This is a genomic window from Pseudidiomarina salilacus, assembly GCF_047323925.1.
Taxonomy (GTDB): domain Bacteria; phylum Pseudomonadota; class Gammaproteobacteria; order Enterobacterales; family Alteromonadaceae; genus Pseudidiomarina; species Pseudidiomarina salilacus.
This window is the reverse complement of sequence record NZ_CP178753.1, coordinates 102,714-116,227: the sequence shown is the minus strand read 5'-3', so window position 1 is coordinate 116,227 and position 13,514 is coordinate 102,714. Positions and strand designations below refer to the sequence as shown.

Here is a 13,514-nt window from a genome sequence, read left to right as displayed (position 1 = left end):
ATGAGTTTACTTAACACCCAACAGTCGTCTGCGCCACAGCAACGCGGCAATGTGCTAATTCCGTTGTTGTTGGTCATCGTGTTGGCGGGAGTACTTATTTGGTTTGTGACGCGCGACGATAGCCCTGAGCAGCCGCAACCTGTGCAAGAAATTGCTGCCCCTGCAACTGATGATGAAGAAGACAACGGTTTAGTCGACGAGCCAGCTGAAACAGTTGAGTTAGGTGAGCCTGAAGTCCCTGAAACGCCTACCGTAGCTGAACCTGAGGTAGCTGAGGTTGAGCCAGAAATTGAGTTACCAAGCTTAAACGAGAGCAGCGAAGAAATTCGTTCGCGCATTGAAGCCGAAGAGCAATCGATTGAGCCGTTACGCAGTGAACAACTGATTCGTGATGCTGTGGTGTTTGTTGATAACCTTCGCAACGGCGTGGTGGTGCGAGATGCAGCTCTGATTGAAGGTCCACAAGCTAAGTTTCGCGCCTTAGAGCAAGACGGCAAAATCTATATCGACCCGCGCTCTTATGACCGCTACAACAGTATTGTGGATTGGTTTGTCAGCTTTGACACAGAGGTAATGCTGACCCTAATGAATGATTACGAGCCTCTGGTGCGCGAAGCCTTAGCTGAAATTGGCTATCCTGATACCGACCCAGAAACAGTGATTCTTGATGCTATCGAAGTGCTCAATGCAACACCTTCAGTGGGCACTGTTATCGAACTTAGCGATGAGACAGTGATGTATCGTTATGCGGACCCAGCGTTAGAAGCCCTGCCAGATGCGCAAAAACAAATGCTGCGCATGGGCCCTGATAACATTCGTCGGGTAAAGCTAAAGCTCGAGCAATTGCGCGAAGCACTGACAGCCGCATCTTAATATTAACGAGATAACGCCTGTGACCAAGCAGCCATCGGTTATCCCTGAGCTTATTCCAGAGCACCTGCGCGCACCTTTACCGATCCGTGGCAATCGTTTTAGCCGCTGGGTAGGTCGCGTCGGCATGCGTTTACTGGGCGGTTGGAAAGTTGAAGGTGAGTTACCAGATACACGCCAAGCCATTATTCCAGTCGCACCCCACACTTCGAATTGGGACTTTTTTGTCGGCGTGTTTGTGATGTTAGCGCTTGGCTTGAAGCTTTCTTATTTAGGTAAACACACCATTTTTCGTTTTCCCGTCAATGGGTTGCTGCGCTGGCTCGGAGGGATTCCGGTTGATCGACGCGCGTCACAAGGCGTGGTGGGACAAATGGTAGAGCAGTTTCAACAGCGGCACGAACTCATTCTTGCGCTGGCTCCAGAAGGTACACGTACGCGCGTAACCGAATGGAAGAAAGGCTTCTTGCATATGGCCAAAGCTGCGCAAATTCCAGTCGTACCGGTGGCAATGGACTTTTCCCGCAAAGTGATCGATATCCGCCCGGCGATGATGATCACCGGCGATATTGATGCTGAATTGCAGCGCGTTAAGCAGGCAGTTGCGCACGCGGTCGGTAAAAATCCGCAGCATGCTTGATTGCAAAATTTGTGCTATCATCGCGCCGATTTCTTGATAAGGATACAACCATGAACCTAATTGAAGCTGGCATTGCTGCTCCTGGCAAAAAATTTGCCATTGTCGTTTCGCGGTTTAACCACTTTGTCGTGGATAGCTTGTTAGACGGTGCGGTCAATGCGCTAAAACATTACGGTCAAGTCACTGCTGACGACATCACCGTTGTGCGTGTGCCGGGGGCTTATGAAATGCCGTTGGCAGTGCGTAAATTAGCGAAGTCGGGCAACTATGATGCGATTATCGCAGTGGGCGCAGTGATTCGTGGCGGTACGCCACATTTTGACTTCGTCGCTGGCGAATGCAACAGCGGTTTGAGCCGCGTGATGCACGAATTTGAAGTTCCAGTCGCCAACGGTGTACTGACCACCGACACTATTGAACAAGCAATTGAGCGTAGTGGTACCAAAGCCGGTAACAAAGGTGCAGAAGCAGCTTTAAGTGCTTTGGAAATGGTCAATGTACTTGAGCAGCTCTAAGAGGAAGTAAACGTAATGAAACCAGCTGCACGCCGAAAAGCGCGGAAGTTAGCAGTTCAAGCCATCTATTCGTGGCAACTGAGCGAAAATAGTATGAGCGACATCGAAGCTCAGTTTTTGACCGACAACGATACCAGCAAGTTTGATGCCGAGTATTTCATGGCACTTGTGCGCGGCGTTGCTGGGCAAGCTAAAAATCTCGATGACGCATTGTCGCCGTTTGTCGATCGTCCGATGGCCGAACTCGACCAAGTTGAACGTGCGGTGTTACGCTTGGCGGCCTTCGAATTACGTGATCGCCTCGACGTACCGTACAAAGTAGCAATTAATGAAGCGATTGAGTTAGCCAAGTCGTTCGGGGCCGACGAAAGCCATCGTTTCGTCAATGGTGTGCTTGATAAAGCTATTGATAGCTTACGTCCAGCTCGAGCTTAAAAACGTCTATGAGTGATAGCGGCGAATTTGATCTGATTGCCAATTATTTCACCCATCGCTGGCCAAGCCGCGATGATGTGGTGCTGGGCATCGGAGATGATGCTGCTATTCTTACGCCCGCAGAAAACTCCCAACTAGTGATAGCGACGGATACCATGGTCGCTGGTGTGCACTTCGATCAGCAAACACCAGCCCGCGCCATCGGCCATAAAATTGCCGCAGTCAATCTAAGTGATCTTGCCGCAATGGGGGCAGAGCCCGCGTGGCTGTCGCTCGCACTGACGGTGCCCACGGTTGACGAAGAATGGCTGAATGGCTTTAGCCACGGCTTACGTGAAATTTGCGAGTATTATGACTGCCAGTTGATTGGTGGTGATACCACCAAAGGGCCTTTAAGTGTGACCGTAACAGCGCATGGCTTTGTTCCTGCTGATCACGCGTTACGCCGTGATCAAGCCAAACCAGGTGACTGGATTTACGTGACTGGAACCCTTGGTGATGCCGGTCTGGCACTGGCTGCACAACAGCAGCGGGTACAAATAAGCGACGCGCATTATCGGCGTGTGCTTGAGCGATTGTATTTTCCGACCCCGCGGGTCGCGATAGGTCAAAGCTTACGAGATATTGCCTCAAGCGCGATTGACGTGTCTGATGGTCTACTGGCCGATTTACGCCATATTTTAAAGGCATCGAATGTGGGGGCTCGCCTTGCAGTCGATGAGTTGCCACTTAGCATGGCATTGACCGAGTCAGTGAATGAGGATCAGGCCATTCAGTTTGCCCTCACCAGTGGCGACGACTATGAACTTTGTTTTACCGTGCCAGAAAGTAAGCGTGGTGTCTTTGATACCTTAATGTCACGTCATCCCGCGAAACCGACCTGTATTGGTCGACTGACCAATGAGCCACATAAAATTCGGCTCGAGCACGATGGTGAACAGTGGCAAGGGCAACTCGAGCAACACGGCTATGAACACTTCCGCACCGCCTAAAGTCAGCCCCGCGCTACTGAAAAATCCAATTCACTTACTGTCACTTGGTTTTGGCAGTGGTCTTGCACCAAAAGCGCCAGGTACCTTCGGCACCCTTGTTGCTATTCCCTTATGCTTATTGTTACAACCGCTTGGCGCGCCAATGTATGTGTTAGTTGCACTCGTGGCTGGTTTACTAGGTATTTGGTTGTGTCAAATGACAGCCAGTCGGTTGGGCGTGCACGATCATCCTGCAATTGTTTGGGACGAAATTGCCGGCTATTTGCTGGCGATGGCGTGGTTACCGCCGACTTGGTTTAATCTAATCGCCGCGTTCGCGCTGTTTCGCTACTTCGACATTATGAAGCCGAGTCTTATTGGCTGGTGTGATAAAAACTTACACGGCGGCTTGGGGATAATGGCTGACGACCTTCTTGCTGGCGTTGCCAGCGCACTGGTATTACATGCGGGCCATGCGCTCGCGAATGCGTTCTTCTAAGCCTGCTGCATCAAGCTTGAGCTCGCTGCGGACCTCTTCTTGACTACCGTGTTTAATAAAGCTATCCGGCAGTCCTAAGCAAAGCACTGGCACTAATAGCTGCTGCTCTTGCAAGTGTTCCAACACCGCACTGCCGGCACCACCGCCGATCACGTTATCTTCAACTGTTACCAAGAGTTCATGGTCATGCGCTATTGCAGCGATGAGTTCGGCATCCAATGGCTTTACAAAACGCATGTCGGCAACCGTGGCATCGAGGGCTTCAGCACATGGCATCACATCGTGTAACGCGGTGCCAAAACTGAGTATAGCAACCTTGCCGCTACCTTCGCGCATCACTCGACCTTTACCGATTTCCAATTGTTGTAACTGCGCATCAATAGCAACACCTACGCCATTGCCGCGCGGATAGCGCACAGCTGCAGGTTGTGGCAACAAATGACCGGTGTAGAGCATATTCCGACACTCGTTTTCATCGCTTGGCGCCATCACCACGAGGTTGGGAATACAGCGTAAGTAAGATAAATCGAATGCACCTTGATGCGTTGGACCGTCGGCACCGACAATACCAGCACGATCAATCGCGAACAATACGGGCAGATTCTGCAAGGCGACGTCATGAATGAGCTGATCGTAGCCGCGCTGAAGGAAAGTTGAGTAAATCGCTACCACCGGATGATAGCCACCGATGGCAAGACCTGCACCAAAAGTAACCGCATGCTGCTCGGCGATAGCAACATCAAAATATTGCTCTGGGAAGCGCTGAGAAAATTCGACCATGCCAGAGCCTTCACGCATCGCCGGCGTGACCGCCATTAATTTCGGGTCTTGCTCGGCCATTTCACACAGCCAGTCACCGAACACCTTCGAGTAAGAAGGTGTTTTTGGCTTCTTGCTCGGCAACGATGTGATCGCTGGGTCGAATTTAGGAACCCCGTGATAACCAATAGGATCGTTCTCGGCAGGGGCGTAGCCTTTTCCTTTGCGGGTCACTACGTGCAGGAATTGTGGCCCTTTCATAGTGCGCATATTACGCAAAGTGCTCACCAGTAGGTTGACGTCGTGGCCGTCAATAGGACCTATATAGTTAAACCCAAGCTCTTCAAAAATGGTGCCAGGGGCGACCATGCCTTTCATGTGTTCTTCGGCACGGCTAGCGAGGTGTTGGATGCCTGGCATGCCTTGCAAGAGCTTCTTGCCACCTTCGCGAATCGAGGTATAAAAGCGACCCGAGAGTACGCGTGCCAAATGGTTATTCAAAGCACCGACGTTTTCTGAAATTGACATGTCGTTGTCGTTTAAGATCACCAACATGTTGGGTTTGATGTCACCCGCGTGGTTCATGGCTTCAAACGCCATACCGGCAGTCAATGCACCATCACCAATGATAGCCACAACTTTTTGTTCAGTGCGCTCGCGCTCAGCTGCAATCGCCATGCCTAAAGCGGCACTAATCGACGTACTCGAGTGGCCGACACTTAAGGTGTCATATTCGCTCTCTGGACGCCATGGAAACGGATGCAGACCATCCTTTTGGCGAATGGTGTGTAGCTGCTGTTTGCGACCGGTTAGAATCTTATGCGGGTACGCTTGGTGGCCGACGTCCCAAACCAGTTGGTCATGCGGAGTGGCATAAACATAATGCAGCGCTACGGTCAGTTCCACCGTGCCCAAACCAGAGGCTAAATGACCACTACTTTGGCTTACAGAATTCAAAAGGAACTCACGCACCTCGGCACACAACTGAGGCAGTTGGCGCTCGTTTAGGATGCGAAGGTCGGCCGGATTGTCGATGGTGTCTAGCAACGGATACTGCCCGTGCGTTGAACCAGAAGGTGATGTCATGCGCTTAATGATCCCGTTTCAACAACTGTTCTGCAAATTGCTCTAGTAACGTTGTATTGTAGGGGATTCTCTGCAACGCTTGAAGCGCTTTCTGATGCAATTGCTGAAGCTTTACTTGCGCAGCCTCAAGACCTAACAAGGTAACGTAGGTACTTTTGTTGGCTGCTTCATCCTTACCGTTTGTTTTTCCGAGTGTTTCTGTCGAACTCACGACATCTAAAATATCGTCCTGCACTTGAAACGCGAGCCCTAGCAAGGTGGCAAAAGCGGTGAAATCAGCGTAGTAAGCTTGTGCTTCTTCACTGCCGGCGAGCACACCCAGTTGCACCGCTGCGGTAATTAAGGCACCGGTTTTTAGGTTATGAACCTGTTCTAGTTGCTGCTCGCTCAACTGCTGATTGGTCGCGGCTAAATCGAGTGCCTGACCACCACACATGCCACGGCTGCCACTGGCCCGACTGAGTACCGCTAGCATTTGTAATTGGCGTTGACTAGGCACTCCCAGTGATTGCTCGCTGAGTAACTCGAAGGCGAGGGTTTGCAGCGCATCGCCAGCTAAAATTGCGGTTGCTTCGTCAAACGCACGATGGCAAGTAGGTTGACCCCGACGTAGGTCGTCATCATCCATCGCCGGTAAATCGTCATGAATCAGCGAATAAGCGTGAATGCATTCAACCGCAGCTGCCGCGACATCTAGTGTCGCACGGTCGGCCCCACAGATTTCACCGACGCTGTGCGACAAAAAAGGTCGCACGCGTTTGCCGCCTAGCACTAAGGCATAGCGCATAGCGGCATGTAGATTAGCAGCAGCACTGACACGTTGCTCAAGTTGTTGCTCGAGCATTTGATTGATGTCCTGCCGGTAGCTGTCAAGCAACTGCGTTAGGTTCACGCGTCGCTCGCTTGGTTGTTATCAGTCTCTTCGGCGAACGGCGCTAAGGTCTCGCCGTTTTGCTGTTGTAGCAACTGGCTTACCTTTTGTTCAGCTTGTTGCAATTTTTGCTGACTGACACGAGATAATTTGACTGCGGTTTCGAATTTTTCCAGCGCTTGCTCAAGCGGCAAATCACCTTGTTCTAATTCGACCACAATACGCTCTAAATCTTGAATGGCTTGTTCGAGAGATACATCGCTCATAAGGCTACCTGTTTATCATGGACGGGCACAAGTTACCTTGATTCCGCAACACCGTCAAATCGGTTATACTAGCGCGTTTTTACGCGTCAAAAAGTAAGTTACTGCATGAAATTTGTGATTCGATTACACGCTGAGATCACCATTAAAAGTAAAGGGGTGCGCAAGCGTTACGGTAAGGTTCTGGTAAATAACCTGAAAAAAGTACTGCAACGGGTAGACGTAGGGGACGCTAGTCCGTTAAAAGTGCAATGGTGTTGGGACAGAATTGAAGTTAGCACTGGTGCAACTGACGCCGAAGTTGCTGAGCAAATCAGCACAGAACTACAAAGAATTCCGGGAATCGCTTGGTTCAGTCGCTCTCATGAATTGTTACTCAACGATTGCCAGCAAGCCGATTTCGACCCTATTTTAAACCGAGTGCTTGAGCTGTGGTCGCAGCGTTTAGCAGGACAAAGCTTTGCGGTTCGGGTCAAACGCAAAGGGCAACATGGCTTTCGTTCGCAAGATCTCGAACGCTTTATTGGCGGTGGTATTTTGCAGCAGGTCGGAACCAGTCGCGTGCAGCTGAAACAACCCGACGTAGAGGTGCGAATCGAAGTCGACCACGATATCGTACGCATCTACGGTGACAAACAAGCAGGGCTCGGTGGCTTTCCATTACCGACCCAAGAAACCGTGGTCAGCTTGTTATCTGGTGGTTTTGACTCGAGCGTCGCCAGTTTTCAACTGCTGCGTCGTGGCGCCCGAACCCACTTCTGTTTCTTCAATTTAGGTGGCGATCGTCATGAAACAGGCGTACGACAAACGGCTTATTATTTGTGGGAAACTTTTGCCAGCTCGCACCCGCTAAAGTTTGTCAGTATTGATTTTGCGCCGATTGTCGAAGAAATTCTCACCCATGTCGACAATGGTTTGATGGGTGTGGTGCTTAAACGCCAGATGTTGCGTGCTGCGCAGATCGTGGCCGAGCGGCTAAATGTTGAGGCGCTGGTGACGGGTGAGGCACTGGGCCAAGTCTCCAGTCAGACGTTGAGCAACTTACGTCTCATTGATGAGGCAACCGAAGCATTGGTGCTGCGTCCGTTGATCACCATGGATAAGCAAGAAATCATTAATCTTGCGCAACAAATTGGGACTGCCGATATCGCTCGCAGTATGCCAGAATACTGCGGCGTTATTTCGGTCAAGCCTAATGTCAAAGCACCGCGCGATGAAGTGCTAGCGGCAGAAGCCAAGCTTGATCCCGAGTTACCAATGCGAGTCGTATTGGCGGCAAATATCGAAGAGGTGGCAGCCATTGGTGCAGCCACTGACGAACAAGTGCATCCAGTGAGTACTGTCGATGCGGCGCAAGAAGACGAAATTTTAATTGATATTCGCAGTAGTGAAGAGCAAGAGGCACAGCCGTTACGGATAGCCACGGGGCATACTGTCTTACATATTCCGTTTTTCAAATTGGCGCGCCAATTTACGGAACTTGATCAAGATAAGCACTATCTACTGTACTGCGATAAGGGCGTCATGAGTAAATTACAGGCGCTGTATTTACACGAGCAAGGGCACAGCAACGTTGGCGTTTATCAACCGGCTAAAAAGGTTGATGCAGTAACGAGTAAGGATTCAACATGACGTCGAGAAATTGGGCAAGAGTTATTTTTCTAGTCTTACTTGCCGCGGTTACCACCATTTTTCTGATTCAGGTATCAACCGGCGAACTGCCGCGTTTCCAGCATTTAGACAAAGTCGTCCATTTTGGCGCCTTTTTCGTGCTGGCGTGGGCTTTTTATCATGCCTTTCCGGTGCCGATTTGGCTCGCCTTGGTATTTTTGACAGGTTATGGCGTGCTGATTGAATACGTGCAGCAGATGTTGCCGTATCGCAGCTCCAGTTGGGGTGATTTAGCGGCAGATGCTGCTGGTGCTGTTAGTTTTTATGCAATTGCTTGGTGGCGCCACCGCCGCCAGCTGCGACGCCACCAAAACTAGCGATTACTTCTTTTTGGTCTTGCTTTTACTTTTCTTTTTCTTGGTGCGTTTGCGCGCATCAGGAAACTTAAATTGCGGTTTTAATTCGGCATAAACGCGGCGTTCAATTTTACTGTCGTGTTTAGCTGTTTGATAGCGCTCGATACGGCCTAGCAATTCGGCATCATGGGCTTCGACCAGTGACGCTGCAACACCTGTTTTACCAGCTCGCGCAGTACGACCAATACGGTGCTGATAAACATCAGCTTGCCGCGGTAAATCGTAGTTGACCACCAACTCAATATCTTCGATATCAATACCGCGTGCGGCGACATCAGTGGCAATCAATGTTGCGTCAGCGTACCGTTCCATGCGCGCGATCATCTTTTGCCGTTCGTCTTGTGGCATATCACCACGCAGCGTGATGGTTTTGATGCCTTGCTGGCGCAATTGACCGGCTAATTCATCGACGCGTTCGCGCTTGCGCACGAATACGATCCGGCGACCGGTAAACTCGGTCAGTAAACGACAGAGCAACTTAAACTTGTGCTCGGTGCCGTCGGCCTGATACCAGCGCTGGACGATTTTGCCTTTCTCGCGTTTCGGCGGTTGAATCTCTAAATGTTCCGGTTCGCGTTGAATGGCAGCGGAAAATTTCTTGACGCCACTACTTTCCAGCGTAGCGGAGAACAACAAGCTTTGTTTCAGATGCATCGCCGAGCCGGCAATAAGCTTCACACTCTCGGCAAAGCCCATATCTAGCATTCGATCGGCTTCGTCGATAATCAACCATTCAATTTGCTCGAGCTCATATTGCTGCGCATTAAGTAAGTCGATCAGACGCCCAGGTGTGGCAACTAAAATATCGTGCGGCTGTTCCAGTAGTGCATGTTGGCTGCCATAATTGACACCGCCGGTAACCAAAATGGTGCGCAACCCAGAAGTTTCTTCGAACGCATCGGCCTGTTCAGCAATTTGTTGCGCTAGTTCACGCGTTGGCGCCAAAATGAGAACCCGTGCCGGGCCAGGTTGATGCCGTGGAAAATCCAGTAAGTGCTGCAGTGCTGGTAATAAAAACGCCAGTGTTTTACCCGTACCGGTGGGTGAATTTACCAACAGATCTTTACCCGCTAGAGCTAACGGAATGACCGCCTGCTGCACTTTGGCGGGCTTGTTGAGTTCTGCCGCAAGCAGCACATCGATGAGTTCGTCGTCGAGTTCGAGTTGATCCCAATCTGGGGTCATGTTTGAGTCCTTACTTACAAGTTGGTGCCAGAGTCGGGGTCGCTATGGGCTTTCAATGCCGTCAATTTTATATCAAAGATGACCAATGTGCGATGAAAGTCAGCACCGACAGCCTGATTTTGGGTAGTTATGTGCCGGTCACAGGGGTTTCGCACGTGCTCGATTTGGGCACTGGCAGTGGATTATTGGCGTTAATGCTAGCTCAGCGCGCGCCGGCGGCGCAGGTGACCGCGCTTGAACTCGAGCCAGCGGCGGTGCTGCAAGCGCAACAAAATGTCGCCGCAAGTCCATGGCCACACCGAATTCAAGTGTGCCAAGCGGATGTGCAAACTTGGCGAGAACCTACGCAGTTTGAGCTAGTGGTATGTAATCCACCTTACTTTAATCAACAGTTGCCGAGCGCCTCGGCGACGCGTGAGCTTGCTCGCCAAGGCACCACCGATCTGCTGGAATGGGCGCATTGCGCGGCGGCACATCTGAGCGCTGGTGGGCGCTTTTATTGGATTTTACCGCTAAGCGTCAGCCAACGTATAGCAACGCAAATGGCGGCCAATGGCTGGTATTTGGTGGATAGTCTGGCGATTAAAACGACCGCCCGTAAACCGGTTAAGCTGATGGTGCATGGGTGGCAACGTGAGCCTGCACAACAGCTCAATACTGAGCAATTGACCGTGCACGAGGGAGCTAGATATAGCGAGGCATTTCGGCGCTTAACCGGCGAGTTTTACCTCGCCGGTCAGCATGATTGACTTATAAACCAAGCACGTCCTTGCCTTGGTTAAAGGTGATATCGACTGGGATCGCTGCGTCGGAAAGGCGGTCGAGGTCAGCTTGCAAAGTTGGGCTGACATTACCCATGGTTTCGAACAATTCACCAACCCCGGCATAGTCACCATCGCCTTGCAGCGCCAGGATTTTCTCTGACAAGCTTGCCATAGCGCTACGCATGGCGGCCATGTCGACTGCATACTGGCCATTTTCATTGCGAGTAAAGGCACCCGCATCGGCGAAGTAGTTGAAACGAATCATATTGGCTTTGCCGTGCGCACTGGAGGCGCCAAACCGCACTGAACGGAAGATACCCGCTAAGAAGGTGGTGTAATAGTCTTCCAATACGCCCTCAGTGATCACGCCTTTTTCTAACAGCTGCGTGACCATATACAGACCTAGAATGTCCGCTTTGCCTTCTTCTAGCGGTGACGCATGCTCTTTTAAGGCTTCGCGCACGGTACTGCTACCATCGATAGTGTTTTTGATACCTAAACCATGCGCAACTTCGTGGAACATAGTGTTGGCAAAGAACGCATCAAAGGTAATATGCTCGCGTTGCTCAGGGACAATTAACTGGTCTGCAATCGGCAGCAAAATTTCATCGAATTTCGCGCGCATGGCATTCTTTAATTGCAGACGGCGTGTCCCTTTTTCGAGTTGCACTTGCTCGTCGTTGGGTAGGTTAATCGCAATGGTTTTACTACCGGCATTGGAATGTCCCGCGTAATACACCACGTCATAGGCGTTGAGCTGTGCCCCAGAGCCCGGCATTTCGGTTTTGTACTCAGCTGCAACCGGTAGGTCACGCTGCAATTCCGGCAAGTACTCGGCATATTTTTCAAGCCGCTGACTCCACGTCAAGTCTTTGATCAGCACATAAGACTCGAATCCTGCACGATAGCCGTACAACTGGTCCTCATAAGTTTCGATAGGGCCCATGACGATATCGACCGCGTTGTCGGTCATATCCATCCAAGCGAAGTCCGAAGCTTGGTACTCGTTGCTTTCAAACGCATCGGCACGCAGGCGCAAATAATTGGCAAAGCTTTCGCTCTCGGCAAAATCAGCAGCTTTACGCAGCAATTCTGCGGCTGCGGTAAGTTGCTCTGCGTAGACCTGATTGTATGGAACTGCGTAGAGTTCCCCTGCATCATTGCGGCGTACCAGGGTATATAAATCGACTTTACCGGTGAACTCCGCTTGCTCAAACTCAGCTTTGCTCATATCCGCGGGGTAATAATTAGCACCAGCAGGTTTTTCGCCGAAGCCGGTCAGGAAGGCTTGGTTGTTGTTCAAGCGGTCCCATGGACCATAGTTAACTTCAATGAACTGTCTTACTTGTGGGTCATCAACGCTGTTCAATAGGGCTTCGCGGTCACCAGCATAGGCTTGCTGCCAAAATAAATCATCCATAATGGTGGATGCGTCAATCAGCAAGCGAATCATTTTTAACTGATCTTCTGAGAGCTGGCTCAAATCAGCGGTCAAGTCGACGCTCTGATAGATATCTAAGCGCCCTTGCGCGGATTCAAGTAATTGGTGCGAGGGTGCCGTTGTTTCCGTTGTGGGGGGCGATTCAGTTTGGTTTTGCGCTGGTTGCCCGCAAGCGGTCAGGGTGAGCACCGCTAGTGCTGCGCTACTGAGATAAAAAGTTTTCATAGCTGCCTCCGAATAAACGCTGCGCTTAATTTATGTTTAATTCTGCATCAAATAAATTCACGAGCTGCGGGAACAACTCACTGAGTTCACCTGCTAACAATGCAAAGTCGGCGTCGATTTTTTGTTCTGGCGTAGCGTCAACCAGCTTGTCTTGTTCGTCAAGCAATACATCTGTCGGTTTGAAGCGCTTAATTGCCATATCTTCTTCAATCATCATAGTGATGCGTTCTTGCCATTCAACCGCAAGTTTGCTGACCTGTTTACCATGATCAAGGTGCGCTAGAATTTCTGGGCTGGTCAGCTCGTGACGTTTACAACGAATCACGCCACCATCTTCATCCGTGCCGCGAAGTTCTGCTTCATCCCCAAAGGCAAAATCACCGGGAATCGAACCTTGTTTAAGCCATGCGGTGAAGTACAACTCAGTAGGTTGCTCGCTAAACCATGGTTTAACCGGCAAAGAACCCAAGCTACTGCGTAATAGGCCAAGAAAATCCTCGGCTTGACCACTTGCTGAAGCATCGACAACAACGATGCCAAGATTCAAGTCGAGCATGCCCCAAGTCATTTTAAAACGGGTAAATGCCTGCGGAAGAAGTTGATGAATCAGGTCTTCTTTCATGGTTTGCTTTTCTTTGCCAACCACTTTGCGACCTTGTTCCGCTTCGAGTGCTTCAATTTGCTCATCGAGTTGCGCATTCACGACGCTCGCCGGTAATACTTTTTCTTCTTTTCGTGCACAGAACAGATATTGCTTGCCCTGTTGGTGGTAGCGCACTTCGCTGCGCGCACCAAATGGCGAGTACCAGCCAAAGCTCGCCAATTCACTGCGGCCACATGGGCGAAATGCATGCTCTTCGAGCGCTGCTTCTAAATCGGTGGTCAGTGAAAAGTCGTCAGCGAGAGTGTAAATACGCAAATTGCGAAACCACATAAAAAACAATCCTTGATTTTAGTTTTGCC

General features: G+C 50.6%; 15 protein-coding genes. 9 read left to right on the top strand and 6 right to left on the bottom strand.

All coding sequences use genetic code 11. The features are described 5' to 3' along the window. The 6 genes from ACJ8W9_RS12025 to ACJ8W9_RS12000 are packed head-to-tail and all read left to right on the top strand — an operon-like array spanning position 1 to position 3,930. On the top strand, positions 1–873 hold the full coding sequence (locus ACJ8W9_RS12025; RefSeq protein WP_411360240.1) for a DUF3014 domain-containing protein: 873 nt from the start codon (positions 1–3) through the stop codon (positions 871–873). A gap of 19 nt (positions 874–892) precedes the next feature. Beyond that, on the top strand, positions 893–1,510 hold the full coding sequence (locus tag ACJ8W9_RS12020; protein ID WP_411360242.1) for a lysophospholipid acyltransferase family protein: 618 nt from the start codon (positions 893–895) through the stop codon (positions 1,508–1,510). 50 nt (positions 1,511–1,560) lie between these two features. Then, positions 1,561–2,025 (top strand): 6,7-dimethyl-8-ribityllumazine synthase, encoded by a 465-nt coding sequence (ribE, locus tag ACJ8W9_RS12015; protein ID WP_411360244.1) that lies wholly within the window; start codon positions 1,561–1,563, stop codon positions 2,023–2,025. 15 nt (positions 2,026–2,040) lie between these two features. Beyond that, positions 2,041–2,460 carry a transcription antitermination factor NusB gene (gene nusB, locus ACJ8W9_RS12010; RefSeq protein WP_411360246.1) on the top strand — a complete coding sequence of 140 codons (420 nt, stop codon included), beginning with the start codon at positions 2,041–2,043 and terminating at the stop codon, positions 2,458–2,460. Positions 2,461–2,468: 8 nt separating this feature from the next. Further along, positions 2,469–3,452: a thiamine-phosphate kinase gene (gene thiL / locus ACJ8W9_RS12005; protein ID WP_411360248.1), complete on the top strand. Its 984-nt coding sequence runs from the start codon at positions 2,469–2,471 to the stop codon at positions 3,450–3,452. Beyond that, positions 3,430–3,930: a phosphatidylglycerophosphatase A gene (locus ACJ8W9_RS12000; protein WP_411361183.1), complete on the top strand. Its 501-nt coding sequence runs from the start codon at positions 3,430–3,432 to the stop codon at positions 3,928–3,930. The genes thiL and ACJ8W9_RS12000 overlap by 23 nt, the downstream gene beginning before the upstream one ends. On the opposite strand, the gene dxs is transcribed toward ACJ8W9_RS12000, so the two are convergent. Genes dxs through xseB form a run of 3 tightly spaced genes read right to left on the bottom strand, consistent with a single transcriptional unit; the run spans position 3,892 to position 6,912 of the window. Further along, complete coding sequence (gene dxs / locus ACJ8W9_RS11995) at positions 3,892–5,775, bottom strand: 1-deoxy-D-xylulose-5-phosphate synthase (RefSeq protein ID WP_411360252.1); 1,884 nt, start codon at positions 5,773–5,775, stop codon at positions 3,892–3,894. The genes ACJ8W9_RS12000 and dxs overlap by 39 nt on opposite strands. A 4-nt stretch (positions 5,776–5,779) precedes the next feature. Beyond that, a complete protein-coding gene (ispA, locus tag ACJ8W9_RS11990) occupies positions 5,780–6,652 on the bottom strand; it encodes a (2E,6E)-farnesyl diphosphate synthase (protein WP_411360418.1) in 873 nt (290 codons plus the stop codon). An 11-nt stretch (positions 6,653–6,663) separates the two neighbouring features. Then, positions 6,664–6,912 (bottom strand): exodeoxyribonuclease VII small subunit, encoded by a 249-nt coding sequence (xseB, locus tag ACJ8W9_RS11985; protein ID WP_411360254.1) that lies wholly within the window; start codon positions 6,910–6,912, stop codon positions 6,664–6,666. 105 nt (positions 6,913–7,017) lie between these two features. Here xseB and thiI point away from each other — a divergent pair, with 105 nt between their 5' ends. Further along, entirely contained in the window at positions 7,018–8,541 is a 1,524-nt protein-coding gene (gene thiI / locus ACJ8W9_RS11980) for a tRNA uracil 4-sulfurtransferase ThiI (protein ID WP_411361182.1), read from the top strand. Further along, complete coding sequence (locus ACJ8W9_RS11975; RefSeq protein ID WP_411360258.1) at positions 8,538–8,897, top strand: VanZ family protein; 360 nt, start codon at positions 8,538–8,540, stop codon at positions 8,895–8,897. The genes thiI and ACJ8W9_RS11975 overlap by 4 nt, the downstream gene beginning before the upstream one ends. Positions 8,898–8,900: 3 nt before the next feature. Here ACJ8W9_RS11975 and srmB read toward each other — a convergent pair whose 3' ends face one another. Continuing rightward, on the bottom strand, positions 8,901–10,121 hold the full coding sequence (srmB, locus tag ACJ8W9_RS11970) for an ATP-dependent RNA helicase SrmB (protein ID WP_411360260.1): 1,221 nt from the start codon (positions 10,119–10,121) through the stop codon (positions 8,901–8,903). Between the two features lie 44 nt (positions 10,122–10,165). Between srmB and ACJ8W9_RS11965 the strand changes: the two genes are divergently transcribed. After that, positions 10,166–10,870: a tRNA1(Val) (adenine(37)-N6)-methyltransferase gene (locus ACJ8W9_RS11965; protein WP_411360261.1), complete on the top strand. Its 705-nt coding sequence runs from the start codon at positions 10,166–10,168 to the stop codon at positions 10,868–10,870. Position 10,871: 1 nt separating this feature from the next. Here the strand turns inward: ACJ8W9_RS11965 and ACJ8W9_RS11960 are convergent, their stop codons facing one another. Both ACJ8W9_RS11960 and rdgC read right to left on the bottom strand, forming a co-directional pair. Continuing rightward, positions 10,872–12,551, bottom strand: a complete 1,680-nt coding sequence (locus tag ACJ8W9_RS11960) for a dipeptidyl-peptidase 3 family protein (RefSeq protein ID WP_411361181.1) — start codon at positions 12,549–12,551, stop codon at positions 10,872–10,874. Positions 12,552–12,576: 25 nt separating this feature from the next. Further along, a complete protein-coding gene (gene rdgC, locus ACJ8W9_RS11955) occupies positions 12,577–13,485 on the bottom strand; it encodes a recombination-associated protein RdgC (protein ID WP_411360263.1) in 909 nt (302 codons plus the stop codon). Positions 13,486–13,514 lie beyond the last annotated feature (29 nt).

Excerpts from the sequence above, each read along its gene's own strand:
- ACJ8W9_RS12025 (WP_411360240.1), top strand. The coding sequence starts at position 1 with ATGAGTTTACTTAACACCCAACAGTCGTCTGCGCCACAGCAACGCGGC.
- ribE (WP_411360244.1), top strand. The coding sequence starts at position 1,561 with ATGAACCTAATTGAAGCTGGCATTGCTGCTCCTGGCAAAAAATTTGCC.
- nusB (WP_411360246.1), top strand. The coding sequence starts at position 2,041 with ATGAAACCAGCTGCACGCCGAAAAGCGCGGAAGTTAGCAGTTCAAGCC.
- thiL (WP_411360248.1), top strand. The coding sequence starts at position 2,469 with ATGAGTGATAGCGGCGAATTTGATCTGATTGCCAATTATTTCACCCAT.
- ACJ8W9_RS12000 (WP_411361183.1), top strand. The coding sequence starts at position 3,430 with ATGAACACTTCCGCACCGCCTAAAGTCAGCCCCGCGCTACTGAAAAAT.
- dxs (WP_411360252.1), bottom strand. The coding sequence starts at position 5,775 with ATGACATCACCTTCTGGTTCAACGCACGGGCAGTATCCGTTGCTAGAC.
- xseB (WP_411360254.1), bottom strand. The coding sequence starts at position 6,912 with ATGAGCGATGTATCTCTCGAACAAGCCATTCAAGATTTAGAGCGTATT.
- thiI (WP_411361182.1), top strand. The coding sequence starts at position 7,018 with ATGAAATTTGTGATTCGATTACACGCTGAGATCACCATTAAAAGTAAA.
- ACJ8W9_RS11975 (WP_411360258.1), top strand. The coding sequence starts at position 8,538 with ATGACGTCGAGAAATTGGGCAAGAGTTATTTTTCTAGTCTTACTTGCC.
- srmB (WP_411360260.1), bottom strand. The coding sequence starts at position 10,121 with ATGACCCCAGATTGGGATCAACTCGAACTCGACGACGAACTCATCGAT.
- ACJ8W9_RS11965 (WP_411360261.1), top strand. The coding sequence starts at position 10,166 with ATGGGCTTTCAATGCCGTCAATTTTATATCAAAGATGACCAATGTGCG.
- ACJ8W9_RS11960 (WP_411361181.1), bottom strand. The coding sequence starts at position 12,551 with ATGAAAACTTTTTATCTCAGTAGCGCAGCACTAGCGGTGCTCACCCTG.
- rdgC (WP_411360263.1), bottom strand. The coding sequence starts at position 13,485 with ATGTGGTTTCGCAATTTGCGTATTTACACTCTCGCTGACGACTTTTCA.